The 17570-nt window shown below is 60.2% G+C and carries 14 protein-coding genes; 5 read left to right on the top strand and 9 right to left on the bottom strand.

Going from position 1 to position 17570, the window contains the following annotated elements:
• Nucleotides 1–54 precede the first annotated feature (54 nt).
• From V6L81_RS12715 to leuC, 3 genes are all read right to left on the bottom strand, one after another.
• On the bottom strand, nucleotides 55–822 hold the full coding sequence (locus tag V6L81_RS12715) for a class I SAM-dependent methyltransferase (RefSeq protein ID WP_095021361.1): 768 nt from the start codon (nucleotides 820–822) through the stop codon (nucleotides 55–57).
• Between the two features lie 121 nt (nucleotides 823–943).
• Entirely contained in the window at nucleotides 944–1588 is a 645-nt protein-coding gene (leuD, locus tag V6L81_RS12710) for a 3-isopropylmalate dehydratase small subunit (RefSeq protein ID WP_095002432.1), read from the bottom strand.
• Entirely contained in the window at nucleotides 1585–3018 is a 1434-nt protein-coding gene (leuC, locus tag V6L81_RS12705) for a 3-isopropylmalate dehydratase large subunit (RefSeq protein WP_095002431.1), read from the bottom strand. Before leuC ends, leuD begins: the two co-directional genes overlap by 4 nt.
• A 133-nt stretch (nucleotides 3019–3151) precedes the next feature.
• Here leuC and V6L81_RS12700 point away from each other — a divergent pair, with 133 nt between their 5' ends.
• Entirely contained in the window at nucleotides 3152–4066 is a 915-nt protein-coding gene (locus V6L81_RS12700) for a LysR family transcriptional regulator (RefSeq protein ID WP_095002430.1), read from the top strand.
• 44 nt (nucleotides 4067–4110) lie between these two features.
• Nucleotides 4111–5292, top strand: a complete 1182-nt coding sequence (locus tag V6L81_RS12695; RefSeq protein WP_338659984.1) for an acetyl-CoA C-acyltransferase family protein — start codon at nucleotides 4111–4113, stop codon at nucleotides 5290–5292.
• A gap of 74 nt (nucleotides 5293–5366) precedes the next feature.
• On the opposite strand, the gene ycaC is transcribed toward V6L81_RS12695, so the two are convergent.
• Nucleotides 5367–5993 (bottom strand): isochorismate family cysteine hydrolase YcaC, encoded by a 627-nt coding sequence (ycaC, locus tag V6L81_RS12690; protein ID WP_095002456.1) that lies wholly within the window; start codon nucleotides 5991–5993, stop codon nucleotides 5367–5369.
• An 81-nt stretch (nucleotides 5994–6074) separates the two neighbouring features.
• Nucleotides 6075–6941: a pirin family protein gene (locus tag V6L81_RS12685; RefSeq protein ID WP_095018879.1), complete on the bottom strand. Its 867-nt coding sequence runs from the start codon at nucleotides 6939–6941 to the stop codon at nucleotides 6075–6077.
• A 250-nt stretch (nucleotides 6942–7191) separates the two neighbouring features.
• On the opposite strand from V6L81_RS12685, the gene V6L81_RS12680 reads away from it, so the two are divergent.
• On the top strand, nucleotides 7192–9666 hold the full coding sequence (locus V6L81_RS12680; protein ID WP_271350646.1) for a TonB-dependent siderophore receptor: 2475 nt from the start codon (nucleotides 7192–7194) through the stop codon (nucleotides 9664–9666).
• A gap of 57 nt (nucleotides 9667–9723) precedes the next feature.
• Here the strand turns inward: V6L81_RS12680 and hcnC are convergent, their stop codons facing one another.
• Genes hcnC through hcnA form a run of 3 tightly spaced genes read right to left on the bottom strand, consistent with a single transcriptional unit; the run spans nucleotide 9724 to nucleotide 12693 of the window.
• Nucleotides 9724–10980, bottom strand: a complete 1257-nt coding sequence (gene hcnC, locus V6L81_RS12675) for a cyanide-forming glycine dehydrogenase subunit HcnC (protein WP_095018877.1) — start codon at nucleotides 10978–10980, stop codon at nucleotides 9724–9726.
• Nucleotide 10981: 1 nt separating this feature from the next.
• On the bottom strand, nucleotides 10982–12379 hold the full coding sequence (gene hcnB / locus V6L81_RS12670) for a cyanide-forming glycine dehydrogenase subunit HcnB (protein WP_095002426.1): 1398 nt from the start codon (nucleotides 12377–12379) through the stop codon (nucleotides 10982–10984).
• Complete coding sequence (gene hcnA, locus V6L81_RS12665; protein ID WP_095002425.1) at nucleotides 12376–12693, bottom strand: cyanide-forming glycine dehydrogenase subunit HcnA; 318 nt, start codon at nucleotides 12691–12693, stop codon at nucleotides 12376–12378. The genes hcnB and hcnA overlap by 4 nt, the downstream gene beginning before the upstream one ends.
• A 176-nt stretch (nucleotides 12694–12869) precedes the next feature.
• Between hcnA and V6L81_RS12660 the strand changes: the two genes are divergently transcribed.
• Both V6L81_RS12660 and V6L81_RS12655 read left to right on the top strand, forming a co-directional pair.
• The gene (locus V6L81_RS12660) at nucleotides 12870–13733 is read left to right on the top strand and encodes a LysR family transcriptional regulator (protein WP_095002424.1); all 864 of its coding nucleotides are present in this window, start codon (nucleotides 12870–12872) and stop codon (nucleotides 13731–13733) included.
• Between the two features lie 92 nt (nucleotides 13734–13825).
• Nucleotides 13826–15070 carry an AGE family epimerase/isomerase gene (locus V6L81_RS12655; protein ID WP_338659983.1) on the top strand — a complete coding sequence of 415 codons (1245 nt, stop codon included), beginning with the start codon at nucleotides 13826–13828 and terminating at the stop codon, nucleotides 15068–15070.
• A 30-nt stretch (nucleotides 15071–15100) separates the two neighbouring features.
• Here V6L81_RS12655 and V6L81_RS12650 read toward each other — a convergent pair whose 3' ends face one another.
• Entirely contained in the window at nucleotides 15101–17536 is a 2436-nt protein-coding gene (locus V6L81_RS12650; RefSeq protein ID WP_338659982.1) for a TonB-dependent siderophore receptor, read from the bottom strand.
• Nucleotides 17537–17570 lie beyond the last annotated feature (34 nt).

Raw genomic sequence — 17570 nt, 5'->3', positions numbered from 1 at the left:
GTTCCTCTTTCTTGTCTGTTGATGCCCCCGCAGGCGCACCCGGAAATATTCAGGTTACTTCTCGGCCCACAGCACCAGCACATCGGTGCTGAACGAACCATCGGCTTCAATTTCAAAATAATCGCGTACTTCGGCGCCCATCGACTGCTGCAACTGGCGGATGGCCGCGCTCATGACCTGTGGCGTACGCATGCGCTCGATCCAGGAGCTGAACTCTAAACGCAAACGCTGACGCTGTGTGCTGCGCACGTGCAAACCGGCTTCGCTGACCTGACGCAGCCATTCGGCGCTCGAATAGTCGCGCACATGGCTGGTGTCGCGCAGCACTTCGACACTTTGCAGGTAGGTGTCGAATAACGGGCTGCCGGGTGAGATCACATCGATAAATGCCGCTACGCCACCCGGCTTGAGCACCCGGCGCACTTCGCGCAGGGCAACGCCCAGATCGCTCCAGTGATGGGCCGAGTAACGGCTGAGCACATAGTCGAACTCGCCATCGGCAAACGGCAAACGCTCTGCCGCGCCGCAAACGGTGCTGATATTGTCCAGCCCGCGATCGCTGGCGGCAGCACTGACCACATCGAGCATTTGTTGCGACAGGTCGTATGCCACCACATCCTTGACCAGTGCAGCCACATGAAAGCTTACATGGCCCGCGCCACACCCCAGGTCCAGCACCCGCGCTTCAACTTTACCCGCCAGCTCGGCCTTGAGCAGACCGAACTCGGTGCCTTGCGCATGCACGGCGCTGCTCAGATAGGCCGACGCCTGTTCGCCGAACTGCTTTTGTACGACCTGGGTGTGCTGGGCGGTACTGGTCATTAAAACTTCCTTTTAGCGTCAAGACTTGGGTTGTCCACACTGCCGTCATCGCGGGCAAGCCCGCTCCCACATTTGAAATGCATTCCCCTGTGGGTGCCGGGCTTGCCCGCAAAGAGGCCATTCAAGCGTCGCGAAACAACCACGGCTGGCTCGCACGGTGCTTGCTTTCAAACGCGGCAATTGCATCGCCGTCCTGCAAGGTCAGGCCGATATCGTCCAGGCCGTTGAGCAGGCAATGCTTGCGAAACGCATCGATTTCAAAGCCCAGCACCTTGCCATCCGGGCGGGTCACGGTTTGCGCCTCGAGGTCGATCTTGAGCTGGTAACCCGGCTCGGCTTCAACCTGGGCAAACAGCTCATCGACTTCGGCGTCGCTCAGGATGATCGGCAACAAACCGTTCTTGAAGCTGTTATTGAAGAAAATATCGGCGTAGCTCGGCGCGATGATGCTGCGAAAACCGTACTCTTCCAGCGCCCACGGCGCGTGCTCACGGCTGGAGCCGCAACCGAAGTTTTCCCGGGCCAGCAACACACTGGCGCCCTGGTAACGCTCGGCGTTAAGCACAAAATCCTTGTTCAGCGGGCGTTTGGAGTTGTCCTGGTAGGGCTGACCCACATCCAGATAACGCCACTCGTCAAACAGGTTAGGGCCAAAGCCGGTACGCTTGATCGACTTCAGGAATTGCTTGGGAATGATCTGGTCGGTATCGACGTTGGCACGATCCAAAGGCGCGACCAAACCGGTGTGCTGAGTAAAAGCCTTCATGCTGCGCTCCCCTGGATCAATTCACGGACATCAATAAAACGACCATTCACGGCGGCGGCAGCGGCCATGGCCGGGCTGACCAGGTGAGTACGGCCACCGGCGCCCTGACGGCCTTCAAAGTTGCGGTTGGAGGTCGAAGCACAATGCTCGCCCGACTCAAGGCGGTCCGGGTTCATCGCCAGGCACATCGAACAACCCGGCTCACGCCATTCAAAACCGGCCTCGATAAAGATCTTGTCCAGACCTTCAGCCTCGGCCTGGGCTTTAACCAGACCCGAGCCCGGCACCACAATCGCCTGCTTGATGGTGGACGCCACCTTGCGCCCCTTGGCAATCACTGCCGCAGCACGCAAGTCTTCGATCCGCGAGTTGGTGCACGAGCCGATAAATACGCGATCGAGCTGGATATCGGTGATCGCCTGGTTGGCGGTCAGGCCCATGTACTTCAATGCACGTTCGATCGAGCCACGCTTGACCAGGTCGGCTTCCTGTGCCGGATCCGGCACGTTCTGATCAACCGCCAGAACCATCTCGGGCGAAGTGCCCCAGCTGACTTGCGGCTTGATCTGCGTAGCGTCCAGTTCAACCACGGTGTCGAACTGCGCATCGCTGTCGGACACCAGGTCTTTCCAGGCTTCGACCGCCAGGTCCCATTCAGCGCCTTTAGGCGAAAACGGACGGCCCTTTACATAATCGACAGTTTTCTGATCGGCGGCCACCAGGCCTACACGGGCACCGGCTTCGATGGACATGTTGCAGATGGTCATGCGGCCTTCGACGGACAAGTCACGAATCGCGCTGCCGGCGAATTCGATGGCATGACCATTGCCGCCCGCGGTGCCGATCTTGCCGATCACGGCCAGTACGATGTCCTTGGCGGTTACGCCGAACGGCAATTGCCCTTCGACCGACACCAGCATGTTCTTCATTTTTTTGGCGACAAGGCACTGGGTGGCGAGCACATGCTCGACCTCGGAAGTGCCGATACCGTGGGCCAATGCACCGAAGGCGCCGTGAGTCGAGGTGTGCGAGTCACCGCAGACCACGGTCATACCCGGCAAGGTCGCGCCCTGCTCCGGGCCGATCACATGAACGATGCCCTGACGCACGTCGTTCATCTTGAATTCGGTAATGCCGTATTCGTCACAGTTGTCATCCAGGGTTTGCACCTGCAGACGGGAAACCTGATCGGCAATCGCTTCGATCCCGCCTTTACGCTCCGGCGTGGTCGGTACGTTGTGGTCCGGGGTGGCGATGTTGGCATCGATGCGCCAAGGCTTGCGCCCGGCCAGTCGCAGGCCTTCAAAGGCTTGCGGCGAGGTCACTTCGTGAATGATGTGACGGTCGATGTAGATCAGCGCCGAGCCATCGTCACGCTGCTTGACCAAATGCGAATCCCAGAGCTTGTCGTAGAGCGTTTTGCCGGCCATCAGACGGTTTCCTCATCAGCTACTTTTCTGTGCCAATAACCACTTGGCTTGTGAGGTCGATCCTATGGGGTTACAGTGAATAACTCAAATTCATAATTTTTATGCTTTGGATAACCAACAGGAATTCGAATAGATGGATCTCGCGAATCTCAATGCGTTTATTGCAATTGCTGAAACCGGCAGTTTTTCCGGGGCCGCCGAACGGCTGTTCCTGACCCAGCCAGCCATCAGCAAACGCATTGCCAGCATCGAGCAGCAACTCAAGCTCAGGCTGTTCGACCGGCTGGGCCGTGAGGTCAGCCTCACCGAAGCCGGCCGGGCCTTGCTGCCGCGCGCTTACCAGATCCTCAACGTACTGGATGACACGCGCCGGGCACTCAACAACCTCAATGGCGAAGTCAGCGGGCGCCTGACCCTGGCTACCAGCCATCATATCGGTCTGCACCGCCTGCCACCTTTACTGCGCGAGTTCACCCGCACTTACCCCAAGGTCGCGCTGGATATTCAGTTTCTCGATTCCGAAGTGGCCTACGACGAGATTCTGCATGGCCGCGCAGAACTGGCTGTGATCACCCTCGCGCCGGAGCCTCATTCACTGATTCGTGCCGTGCCGGTCTGGGATGACCCGCTGGATTTCGTGGTGGCCCCGGAGCACCGCCTGACCCGGCAAAAAGCCGTAAGCATGGCCGATATTGCACGCCATCCAGCGGTGTTTCCCGGCGGCAATACCTTTACCCATCATATTGTCCATCGCCTGTTTGAAGCCCAGGGCCTGACACCCAACATCGCCATGAGCACCAATTACCTGGAGACCATCAAGATGATGGTCTCCATCGGCCTGGCCTGGAGCGTGTTGCCGCGCACCATGCTGGATGAACAGGTGGCATCGATTGCCCTGCCCGGCATCCAGCTGACCCGCCAGCTGGGGTATATCCTGCATACCGAACGCACCTTGTCCAATGCGGCCCATGCCTTTATGACCCTGCTCGATGCCCAGGTAGATGCCCTGCCCGCACAAACGGACGACGCCCAAACCGTACACCGGTGAAATAATCCCGCGCATTTGGCCCGATAAAACAATAAGGACCCGCCATGCAAACTCCTGAAATTTTCATCCTCAGCGCCCGGCGCACGGCCATCGGCACCTTTGGCGGCTCGCTCAAGGACGTGCCCCTGGCCGAGCTGGCCAGCACTGCGGTCAAGGCCGCGTTGCACAGCAGCCAGGTCGACCCCGGGCGCATCGGTCATGTGGTGATGGGCAACGTGATTCCCACCGAGCCCCAGGATGCCTATCTGGCGCGGGTTGCGGCGATCAATGCCGGGATCCCCAAGGAAACCCCGGCCTACAACGTCAACCGCCTGTGCGGTTCGGGCTTGCAGGCGATCATTTCTGCCGCCCATACCCTGATGCTCGGCGACGCCGACTTCGCCATTGGCGCCGGGGCCGAAGCCATGAGCCGCGGCCCCTACCTGATGCCCGCCGCCCGCTGGGGTGCGCGCATGGGCGATACGCCAATGCTCGACTACATGCTGGGTATTTTGCACGACCCGTTCCACGGCATTCATATGGGTGTAACGGCCGAGAATATCGCCCAACGCAACAGCATCAGCCGCCAGGCCCAGGACGCTCTGGCGCTTGAAGACCAGCAACGCGCCGCCCGGGCTATCGAGCAAGGTTACTTCGACAGCCAGATCGCCACCGTCGAGGTACGCAGCCGCAAAGGCAGTGTGATGTTCAGCCAGGACGAGCACCCGCGGGCCACTACCCTGGAGCAGCTGGCGCTGATGAAACCGGCCTTCAAGAATGACGGCAGCGTGACTGCAGGCAATGCATCGGGGCTCAATGATGGGGCGGCGGCGCTGGTGCTGGCCAGTGGCGCGGCAGTACTGGCGGGCAATCTTGCGCCGATGGCGCGGCTGGTGGCCTACGCCCATGCAGGGGTTGAACCCGAGCTGATGGGGTTGGGGCCGATACCGGCAACGCGGCTGGCATTGAAGCGGGCTGGCTTGAAGATCGGTGACATGGACGTGATCGAAGCCAACATTGCCTTCGCCGCCCAGGCGTGTGCCGTGATGCAGGAACTGGATATGGACCCGGCCAGGGTCAACCCCAACGGTTCGGGCATCGCCCTGGGCCACCCGGTGGGGGCCACGGGCGCGATCATCGCGACCAAGGCCATCCATGAACTGCATCGGACACAGGGTCGTTATGCCCTGGCGACCATGTGCATTGGCGGCGGCCAGGGCATAGCGGTGATTTTCGAGCGGGTGTGAAACACGACCAAAACTCGTAGCAACTGCCGCCGAACGCAGCCTGGTTCCTTCGGCAGCCGCTACGAGCCCAACGGTTATTTACCGGCTGTCAACGTGGAGTAGCTGGTGATCAGATTGCGATAGTCCGGGATATGGTTGGAGAACAGCGCGCCCAGGCCTTCAATGTCATTGCGCCAGTCGCGATGCAGCTCACAGGCCAGACCAAACCAGGTCATCAGTTGCGCACCCGAGGATGACATGCGATCCCAGGCCGAATGGCGGGTGATTTCGTTGAACGTACCCGACGCATCCGTCACCACAAACACCTCATAGCCTTCAGCCAGTGCCGACAGTGCCGGGAATGCCACGCAGACCTCAGTGACCACCCCTGCGATGATCAGTTGCTTTTTACCTGTTGCCTTGACCGCCTTGACAAAATCCTCGTTGTCCCAGGCATTGATCTGCCCCGGGCGGGCGATATAGGGCGCTTGCGGGAACAGCGCCTTCAACTCGGGCACCAGCGGGCCGTTGGGTCCGGTTTCGAAGCTGGTGGTCAAAATGGTCGGCAACTTGAAGTACTTGGCCAGATCAGCCAGCGCCAGCACGTTGTTCTTGAATTTGTCCGGTTCGATATCCCGCACCAGCGACAGCAAACCCGCCTGATGGTCCACCAACAAAACGGCGGCATTGTCCTTGTCCAAACGCTTGTAAGAAGTTGTCACAGGGTTTACCTCTCTGGGATAAGACAGAAAAGGCCAGGCCATGACCCTCATGGCCTGGCATTGCGCTTCGGTGCAGCATTGCTACGCGGGCATGCGGCCAAACTTGCCCGACTGGAAGTCCACAAACGCCTGATGGATTTCGGCGTCGGTGTTCATCACAAACGGCCCATGGCCCACGATCGGTTCGTCGATCGGCTCGCCGCTGAGGACCAGCAGCACGGCGTCGTTATTGGCTTCAAGGCGGATGCTCGAGCCATCACGCTCAAACAGCGCAAGCTGCCCTTCACGCACCACGTCCTGACCGTTGACCTCGACCGCACCATGCAGCACCACCAGCGCAGTGTTGCGGCCCGGGTGCAGATCCAGCGTAGTCGACTTGCCCGCATTCAAGCGGATATCCCACACGTCGATCGGCGTAAAGGTATGGGCCGGGCCGCGTTTGCCATCGAACTCACCGGCAATCAGGCGCAAACGGCCGGCATCGTCCTTGAGCGCCAGGTCGGGGATGTCACGGTCGACGATGCCCTGATACCCCGGCGCGGCCATTTTGTCCTTTGCAGGCAGGTTGACCCATAGCTGCACCATCTCCAGCGGGCCGCCACTGCGGGCAAACGCCTCGGAATGGAACTCCTCGTGCAGGATGCCGGACGCTGCGGTCATCCACTGCACATCACCCGGGCCGATCACCCCGCCGTTGCCGGTGGAGTCACGGTGTTCCACTTCGCCCTTGTAGACGATGGTCACCGTTTCAAAACCACGGTGCGGGTGCTGGCCTACACCACGACGCTCTGTAGTAGGCGTGAACTCGGCTGGCCCGGCGTAATCCAGAAGCAGAAACGGGCTGATGTGTTTGCCCATGCTGTCGTAGGAAAACATCGTGCGAACCGGAAAACCATCGCCGACCCAATGAGGGCGGGGGGCCTGATAAACACCAAGCATTTTTTTCATGTTGCACCTCCTGTAAATCATGGCAACAACTATAGATTCGTCGCACCCATAAGACTAGACAGGTTTTTTGGTACTGATCGTTCTATGGATGGAACAATTATTCCGCCCTGCATCAGCGGGTCAAGCCTGTAATGGCCGGAGCAAAACCAACTAAATCAGAAACTTGTTTCTGGTTTATCAATCGTGCTGCGTCTAATAACTATTCCTATTAACAAGAATGAAACTTCTTACTTCGGAGCCTAGGCACGCGATGCAACGACCCAACTTGAGCCGGACCCCTCTTTCGATCGCCACCCAACGCCGGACGGTACGCCACACCTTGCTGTCCAGTGCCCTGATGGCCTCGGTCATGCTGGGGGCATCCCTTGCCAGCGCGGCGCCGGTGGCCCTGAACATTCCGTCGCAAGCCCTGGCCAGCGCGCTGAATGAACTGGGCAAGCAGGCCAACCTGCAGATCCTCTACAGCCCGGATCAGGTGCAAGGCATCAAGTCGCGTCCAGTGAGCGGTTCGCTGGAGCCGGTCAAGGCACTGGAGTCACTGCTGCAGGGCAGCGGCATCTCGTATCAGCTCAACGGCGACACGGTGATTTTGAGCGCCCCCCAAGGCAAAGGTCTGGAACTGGGTGCAACCACTGTCACAGGCCAGGGCCTGGGCGACTCGCTGACCACCGAAGACACCCATTCCTATACCACCGGCGCCAGCAACAGCTCGACCAAACTGCCGCTGTCGATTCGCGAAACCCCGCAGACCGTCACAGTAGTCACCCGCCAACTGATGGACGATCAAGCCGCACAGAGCATCGGCGATGTACTGCGCAACGCGCCGGGCATTTCCACCCAGGCCTACGACAGCGACCGCATGGAGTACTCGGCCCGCGGCTATGCCATCACCAACTTTCAGTACGACGGGGTCAACACCCTGTATGACGGCGTGTTCGATGAAGGTGCGACCAAGGTCGATATGGCCCTGTATGACCGCGTCGATATCGTCAAGGGCGCTACCGGCCTGTTGTCCGGCTCGGGCGAGCCGTCGGCCACGGTCAACCTGATTCGCAAAAAACCGACCCGCGACTTCAAGGCATCGGTCACTGCCAGCGCGGGCTCGTGGGACAACTATCGCACCGAAGGTGATATCTCCGGGCCGTTGAATGACGATGGCAGCGTGCGCGGGCGAATGGTGGCGGTTTACCAGGATGCCGACTCGTACCGCGACCACTACTCACGTAAAAATGACGTGTTCTACGGCATCATCCAGGCCGACCTCACCCCCGACACCCTGTTCACCTTCGGCATGGACTACCAGAATATCAAACCTCGCGGCTCGTCCTGGACCGGCAATCCGTATTACTTCTCCAACTACACCAAAACCGACTTCAGCCGCTCGTTCAACCCGGCCACCGACTGGAGCCGCCGCGACGTCCAGATCCAGTCCACCTTCGCCTCCCTGGAGCACCGTTTCGCCAATGACTGGAAAGTCAAAGGCACCCTCACCCAGCAAACCAACGACCACGACACCCTGCTGGGTTCGGCCAGCGGCGGGATGCCAGATCCGGTCACGGGTGACGGCATGTTCTTCTACTGGGGCCAGTGGGAAGGCCATCGCGTCCAGAACACCTTCGATATCAATGCGACCGGCCCGTTTACCCTGTTTGGCCGCGAACATGAACTGGTAGTGGGCGCAACCTCCCAGACCTCCCGCCAGACCGGCGCGACCTTCGACGGCAGCGAATTCCGTGAGCTGTCGAGCAGCATTTTTGACTGGAACGGCAAATACCCGAGACCGGACTTCCCGAAAAACGGCAAATACGAAACCAACCAAAATCAAAACAGCGCCTATATCGCCGCACGCTTCAAGCCGGCAGACGACTGGTCGATTATCCTTGGCAGCCGCGTAAGTGATTTCCAGTACAACAGCACCTACAAGTACTACGAGCAGACCAGCACGTTCCAGGACAACAAGACCACGGCAAAACAGCACGGCGAGGTGACGCCCTACGCCGGGGTTGTCTACGACATCAACGACAACTATTCGGTGTACGGCAGCTACACCTCGATCTACAAGCCTCTTACCGAGCAGAGCAGTTCCGGTGCCACCCTGGCCCCCACAGAAGGCAACAGCTACGAACTCGGTTTGAAGGGCGAGTACTTTGATGGCCGTTTGAATGCCAGTGCGGCCGTGTTCCGGACCGAACAGAAAAATGTACCGATTCAGGTCGGCACCAACGCCAACACCAACCTGGGCATCTATGAATCCCTTGATGGTGCGACCACCAACGGCATCGAGCTGGAACTGGCCGGTGAACTGATGCAGGACTGGAACCTGATCGCCGGCTACACCTACGCCCGCACCCGCTCTGATGATGGCGAACGTGTCTACGGCTACCCGCTGGAAACCACCAAGCCGGAAAACGTGGCGCGTCTGTTCACCACTTACCGCCTGCCGGGGGTGCTGAACAAAGTCACCGTGGGCGGTGGCGTGAACTGGCAAAGCCCGTTCTACGGCAAGATCTACAACGATGCCAAGGGCGACTACGACATCATCGAGCAGCACAGCTACGCGCTGGTCAACCTGATGACCCGCTACGAGTACAACGAACACCTGACGTTTAACCTCAACGCCAACAACGTGTTCGATAAAAAGTACCTGTCGGGGCTGGGTAACTTCAACACCACCTACTATGGCGAACCACGCAGCCTGATGCTGACGTCCAAGTACACCTTCTAAGTCAGCAGCGGCAACGAGCCTGCTCGCGAAGGCCAAGCGCATCGCGAGCAGACCGTATCAGGCACTCACGGCTTTTTTCAGCGCCACCGGTTGCAAGTCAAAACGCTCCGCCAGAAACGGCGTGACCTCCAGCGGCAGCGGCTCTTGCCGCACCAGTGCGTCGAGCATGACACCGGTGATCGCCGAAGTCAGGATGCCGGTACGGAAATGCCCGCAGGCATTCAAATACCCCTCAATCCCCTTCATGGGCCCCAGGATCGGCAGCTCATCGGGGGAGCCTGGCCGCAACCCGGCCCAGGTACGCTTCAGGTTGGCGTCCTTGAGTTCGGGAATACAGCGCATCGCCCCCTGTACCAGCCCGGTGATTTCAGGGAAGGTGGTGGTCACGTCGAAGCCTTTGTCTTCGGTAGTGCTGCCAATCAGGATTTCGCCGTTGTCCTTTTGCGCCAGGTAGCAATCACTGGTGGTCAGGCAGCCGTTCAGCAACTTGGGCATGCGCTCGGTCAATACAATCTGCCCCTTGACCGGGGCCACAGGGATACTCAAGTCAGTGGCCATCACGCTGAGTTCTGCCGCCCAGGCGCCAGCGGCATTAATCAGGGTTTTGCAGTGGAACGCGCCCTGGCTGTCGGTGCGCACGCCGGTCACCTTGCTGCCCTGACGCATGACCTCGATGACGTTGGTGTTGAAGTACAGATCGACTCCATTTTGCCGGGCCCCTTCGGTGTAGGCATCGGTCAACCGGAACGGGCTCACCTGGTGATCGCACAAAAACTCCAGCGCACCTTGCGCATCGTGACTGACGCTCGGCTCCGCCTCGCGCAGGGCCGCCTGGTCGAGCCAGCGCACCTCATCGGCCAGATGCGGGATATTGGCGACAATATGCTCGGCATAGAGCCGGTCTTCATCGTCATAAATCACGTACTTGAGCCCGGTGCGCTCGAACTTGAAATCCATCCCGTGGTTTTCCAGCAGTTCCTTGTGCAAGCCGGGGTACAAGGCATTGGATTGCAGGGCAAAGTCGAAAAAACACGCTGGCAGGATATGCGGGGTACTGGCGTCGACAATCACGGCCGAACCCTGGGCTTCACGCTTGCGTTCGGCAGACATCATGCGAAAAAAAATCACCCCGCAGCCCAGCCCCACGGACTCGCCGATGGCCCACAGCCCGCCTGCCGACGCGCGGCTGGCATTGCCGGGGCGCTTGCAGTCGATCAGGGCTATTTTAAGATCCTTGCGCCGGGACAGGTGATACGCACAGGAGGCGCCAATAACACCGCCACCGGCGATGACAACGTCATAGGTTTTGATCATGTCAGGCATCCTTGCTCGCGTTGATAAAAGCCGAAAACGGCACGGGTTCCAGCGGGAATCGCGGGCGCAACCAGCCCACATCCTTGCGCCCGGTGGCTTCACGCAGGCGGTCACTGCAATAACCGACACACATGCGGCCCTGGCAGTCGCCCATGCTTATGCGTGTACGCATTTTAAGGCTGGCCATGTCCTGCACGCCCTGGCTGAGCGCAAGGTCGATATCGGCGCGGGTGACATGCTCGCAACGGCATACCACCGTGTCGGCCTGGGGCAGATCGATCTGGCGCGTACCACGCCGGGTATAACGATCAATCCCGCCGCGAAAGCGCATGAGGGTGTTGAGCCTGGACAGGTACTCGCGGCGCTGTTCAAGCGCCTGCTTTGCACTCAGGACCCCACGCTGCTGCAAGATCGACAACGCGCCAATCCGCCCCGTGAGCATCGCTGCCTCGCCCCCGCGCATGCCCGTGACATCACCGGCCAGGTGGATTGATGCCTGACTGCTCTGCTGCCAGTTATCGGCTTTGGCCGCCAGATAACCGTCGACGTTGTAAGCATGATCCAGACCCATCTGCTGGCTGAGCTGAGTGCGTGGAATAAAGCCATAACCCACCGCCAGGGTGCAGGCTTTCACCGCCTGCGCCTGGCTCATGTCGGCCTGCCAGGTGCTGGAATAGGGAGCCACGATCACTTCGCTCAGTTCCCCTTCGCCAAACGCCTGCACCACACCCCAGCCGTAATGCACGGCCACGCCATGGCGCTTGAGGTAAACCAGCATGCTCAGGCCGTCGAGGAACAACTGGGGCTGGTTGAGCAGCGCCAGGCTTTCCTTGGCAATGCGGCCAAACTCGCACGCTTCATATACCCCGGCCACTTCCACACCCGCTGCGTGCAACTGGCACGCCACCAGCATCAGCAAGGGCCCGGTGCCCGCAATCAGCGTCGGCCCACGGGGTTTGACAACACCACTTTTGATCTGCAGCTGCAGGCCACCCAGCATGATCACACCCGGGGTGGTCCAACCCGGGAACGGCACGCTGCGCTCATGGCAGCCAGCGGACAGCAGCAGTTGATCGAAGCCGATTTGCTGCAATTGCTCATGCTCATCCAGCACTTGCAGGCTTTGCTGACCTTGCCCGCCGACAACGCGATGGTTGAGGCGTACATCCACTGAGTGGGCAATGACCGAAAATTCGCCGTGCAACTTGTGCAGCGCAGCCTTGTAGCGTTCTCCCAGATAGTCGAGTTCGACACCGTCGCGCAAAGGCCCGCGATAAACTACACCACCCAGCCGCGAGGCTTCTTCGAACAACGTGCTTTGCACGCCATGCTGCGCCAGCTCTATTGCCGCCGACATCCCTGCCGGTCCGCCACCGACAATCACCGTACGGGCGCTCATAGCACCAGCTCCTGGCTGGCGACGCGGTTGATCCCGGTCTCGACCTGCATACCGGGCTTTACCACGGTCTGGCAGGCGCGACGCTTGTGCCTGCCATCGATATTCACCAGGCAGCAGTAGCACACGCCCATGCCGCAATAAGCGCCCGTCATCCGCCCGTGGTCGTTGCGCGACAGTTGCCGCACACCCACTGAGTTCAACACGCTGAGCACGGTTTCACCTTGAGCGGCATTGACTGGCTGACCATTGACCAGAATGGACATGTCGGCCTGCCTCAAGGGTTGAATATCGTACTGTCGCTTCAAGTCATCCATGTCTGTCATCCTTTTTATGTGGTGTTGCCCGGTCAATCACTGGCACCGGGTACCAGGGCCGACGACCTTAGCCTGCTCCTGAAAACAAACATTGATGCGTGCCAATAAACGTCGCGTTTCATGTGTTTTCCAGCCATTACCCTTACACTGCAAGCCCCTTGCACACTGGCGCGCTTATGGACCTCGACCTGGCCCGTACTTTCCTTGAAATTGTCCGCTACGGCAGCCTGGTGGGCGCGGCCGAAAAGCTGCACGTTACCCAGACGGCCGTGACCGCACGGGTACACAAGCTCGAAAGCCTGCTCGGCGTCACCCTGTTTACCCGCAACCGCGCCGGCGCAAAACTCACCCCCGAAGGCGAGGCCTTTGTGGTGTACGCCAACCAGTTGCTGCACACCTGGGAAGCCGCACGGCGCGATCTGCCGCGCCCCGAAGGCTTGCATCAGTTGCTGCATATCGGCGGGGAAGTCAGCCTGTGCAACCCGCTGATCCTCAACTGGGCCAAAGCCCTGCGTCAGCACCTCACCACCCATGCCTTGCGCATACAAATCAGCGATGCCGAACAATTACTGCGTCAGATCGAGATGGGCCTGCTGGATGCTGCACTGGTCTATCAGCCCGCCTACTGGCCCGGTGTGCAAGTGGAGCAATTGCTGGAGGAAAAACTGATCCAGATTCGCCGCCCCGAACAACCCGAACCTTATGTATACGTCGAATGGGGTGAGGGTTTTCGCCGCCAGCATGACGCCGCCCTGCCCGACAGGGCGCGAGCGGCCATCAGCTTCAACCTGGGCCCGGTGGCCTTGCATTACATCCTGGACAACGGCGGCAGCGGCTACTTCCGCACCCGTGTGGTCGAGCGCTATCTGGACAGCGGTGCCCTGGAACGGGTGCCCAAGGCCCCGGAATTCAGCTACCCCACCTACCTGGTGTACTCCCGCGAGCGTGACTGCGCAGCCTTGCAACAGGGCATCGCGCTGCTGCGCGAAATCGTCAGGCAGGACAGCGACTGGTCACAGCCCCGGGAGCCGGAAATTTAAGTCGCCAGGCTCCGGATGAAAGCTTTCAGCTTTGTGCCAGATCCCTTAGTCTGCGAGCGTTGAATCACCCATAAAAACAATACAGGTGGCAAATGACCGACCTAACCCGGGCCAACGAAAGCTGGCTGACATCGCCGACCCATCAACAGTGGCTGCGCGATCAGGGCCAGGCGCTGGTGGATTTCGCCAAGGCCGCCCGCGTGCCCTGCGGCTTCGCCGCGCTCGACCCGTTTGGTCGCCGCCCGAACAACGCCCCGGCAGACACCATCACCACCGCACGCATGGTACACAGTTTTGCCCTGGCCCATATTCAAGGCCTGCCCGGTTGCGCGCCGCTGATCGACCACGGCCTGGCCGCACTGGCCGGGCCGCTGCGTGATGCCGTGCATGGCGGCTGGTTTGCCCGCCCCGCCGCCGAAGACGGCAATACCCGTAAAGACGCCTACCTGCACGCCTTTGTGGCCCTGGCCGCCAGCTCGGCTGCGGTTGCCGGGCGCGGCGGTTCTGCCGAGTTGCTGGGCGATACGGTAGCAATACTTGAAGGTCATTTCTGGTCCGAGGCAGAAGGCGCCCTGCTGGAAAGCTTTGCTGGCGACTGGAGTGACTGCGAGGCCTATCGCGGGGCCAACAGCAATATGCACGGTGTCGAAGCTTTTCTGGCCCTGGCCGATGTCCTCGATGAAGACCTGTGGCTCGATCGCGCCCTGTCGATTGCCGAAAAGCTTGTTCACCAGCATGCAGCGCAATCCGGCTACCTGCCCGTGGAACATTTCGACAGCCAGTGGCAGCCATTGCCCGATTACAACCGGGACAACCCGGCAGACGGTTTTCGCCCGTTCGGCAAAACGCCCGGCCACGCCTTCGAATGGGCGCGCCTGCTGTTGCACCTCGAGGCGGCACGCAAGCAACGCGGCCTGGCGGCGCCCGAATGGCTGCTGGAAGACGCGCGGCGGTTATTCGCCAGTGCATGCCAGTTCGGCTGGAACGTCGATGGTGACTGCGGAATCGTCTACACCGTGGACTGGAACCACCAGCCGCTGGTGCGTGAGCGTCTGCACTGGACCCTGGCCGAAGCCTCGGCAGCTGCGGCGGCGTTGTTGCAACGCAGCGGTGAGCATGAATACGAAGTCTGGTATCAACAGTTCTGGGACTATATCGACCTGTACATGATCGACCGCCAGAACGGCAGCTGGCATCACGAACTGGGGATCGACAACCTGCCTTCGCAAAACATCTGGCCGGGCAAGCCGGACCTTTACCATGCTTACCAGGCCACGCTGCTGCCCCGTTTGCCGTTGGCTATCAGCCTGGCCAGCGCGCTCAAGCTGCGGCGCTGAGCAATCCCGCCCCCGTAGCAGAGCGCTCCCTCACCAATCGTATTTAACCTCCAGCGACGCCGTGCGCTGCTGGCCGTAGTAGCAGCCAAAGCTGTAGTTGCACGAAGATACGTACTCTCGATCAAACAGGTTCTGCACGTTCAGCCGGGTACTGACACCCTTGAAGCTCGCATCCAGGGCCGCCAGGTCATAGCTGAGCGTTGCGTCATACACCACAAACGACGGCGTCTTGAAAGTGTTGTCCGAGTCGCCGAAGTTTTTCCCGGTATAACGTGCACCGCCGCCCAGGGTCACGCCCGCCAGGGCCTGTCCGGTGAAGTGGTAGTCGGCCCACACGCTGGCTGCCCAGGGTGCCTGTGCCTCGCTGCGGTTGCCTTCATTGCCATAGTTGGACTTGGTGTAGAACACGTCCAGATACGACAGCGAGGCGATCAGGTCGATGTTGCTGAAACTGCTTTTGCCTTCAAGTTCGATCCCCCGCGACCGGACCTCGCCTTCCTGGATTTGATACTCCTGGTACTGCAAGTCACCGGTCAGGACGTTTTGCTGGGTGATTTCAAATACCGAGGCGCTGAGCAAAGTGCTCTCATCGGGCTGGTATTTGACCCCCACTTCATATTGCTTGCCCGTCATGGGCACGAACGCCTTGCCACCTCGGGCCGGTGCCGCAGTGCCCACGGAAGGCAGGAAGGATTCGGTGTAGCTGATATACGGCGCCAGACCAAACGAAGTGACATAGGTCAGGCCCACACGCCCGGTGAACTTGCTATCGCTCTGGATCTCGTGGGAGTTGGCCAGCAAGTCATTGTTGTCGACCTTGGCCCAATCCTGGCGACCGCCAATGGTCAGGATAAAGTTGTTCAGTTTGATCTGGTCCTGCACATAAAAACCGGTCTGCTTGACCCTGTTATCCCATTTGGTAGTCAGGGTCGGCACACCCGTGGTGCGGTAGTTGGTGGGGTTGTAGAGGTCAATCACCTCGCTGCCGGACAGGTTGTAGCCCTGGAACTTGCGGGTGAAGTCACGGTAGTCGAGCCCCACCAGCAGGGTGTGCTGCACAGGCCCGGTGGTGAAGTCACTTTGCAGGTGGTTGTCGAAAGTATAAGAGCTGTTTTGCTGGCGCCAGTCGAGCTTGGTGCGGCTGGCATGGGTATCGGTGGCGCCGTCCGGGGCGGTGACGAAACGGTTCAGGTAAAAGCCCTTGTAACGGTCATTGACGTCGATGTAGCTCAGGCTCTGGCGATAGGTCATGACCTCGTTGAAGGCATGGGAAAACTGGTAGCCGAGCACATATTGATCGCGCTTGTAGTCGTTCCATTTCGAGTCGCCCGAGAAGAAGTCTCGATCTATCTTGTTGCCTTGGGAGTTGCGGTACAGACTGCCCACGGCCGGCAAGGACTGGTAGTCGGCCAGGGCATCGTCCCGTTGCACTTGCGCGTACACCGTCAGTTCATTGCGCTCATCCGGCGCCCAGGTGAGACTGGGCGCCAGCAGCATGCGGGAATCTTCGGTGTAGTCGATTTGCTCGCTGCCGGTGTTGCCGACGCCGATAAGCCGGTAGCTCAGGGTTTTGCCTTCATCCAGCGGGCCCGTGGTATCGAAGGCCAGGTTGTAACGGTCAAAGCTGCCGGTGCCGACCTTGATTTGATGCCTGGCCTCGGTGCTCGGGCGCTTGGCCACCATATTGATCATGCCCCCCGGCTGGTTTTGCCCGTACAGAACGGAGGACGGCCCCTTGAGCACTTCGATGCGCTCCAGGGTGTAGGGGTCGATCTGCGGGGTGCCGCCCAGGCTGCCCGCCGAAGGCAGATAGGCGCCATCAAGGTAGAGCAGGGTCGGGGCAAAACCGCGGCTGGTGATTTCATCGGCAATGGTGTTGCGGTCGGTATAGCCGTTGGTGCTCAGCCCCGGGGTGTAGCGCAGGGCCTGGGTCAGATCGTGGGCGCCCTGCACTTCAACCTGGTCAGCAGTGACCACGTTGATGGTTTGCGGAATCTCGAGGATCGGTGTGTCGGTCTTGGTGGCGGTGGCCGAACGGGTGGCGACAAAGCCGTCAACATGGCCACGACCATCCTCACCCAGAAGCGCAGACACGTTGGTTGCGCCCAGATTCAGTACCCCGTCACCGGCGTTGGGGTAGACACTCAAGGCACCGCTACCGGTCACGCCCAGGCCCAGCCCGCTGCCCACCAGCGCGCGTTCGGCGGCCTGTTGCGGGGTGTACATGCCATTGACCGGCGCGGAGGTTTTACCCTGCAACAAGGCCGGGGCCACCGACAGGGTCAGGTTGCTGTCGCGGGCAATGCGGCTCAGGGTCACGCCCAGGGGCGCGGCAGGCAAGTCAAAAAAACGCGTGGCATTTTGCTCGCCAGACAGGGTTTCGGCCACCGCGCTCAGCGGGTAACCGCCAATGCTCAGGGTGATGGCCAGCGCCAGCAGGCAGGTTTTGGGATGGGCGTACGGCATGGGGCATCCTTTCTCGTTGCAAGGTAGGCAGTTG

The organism is Pseudomonas bubulae, from assembly GCF_037023725.1.
Lineage (GTDB): Bacteria > Pseudomonadota > Gammaproteobacteria > Pseudomonadales > Pseudomonadaceae > Aquipseudomonas > Aquipseudomonas bubulae.
This window is presented reverse-complemented; position numbering and strand designations above follow the sequence as displayed.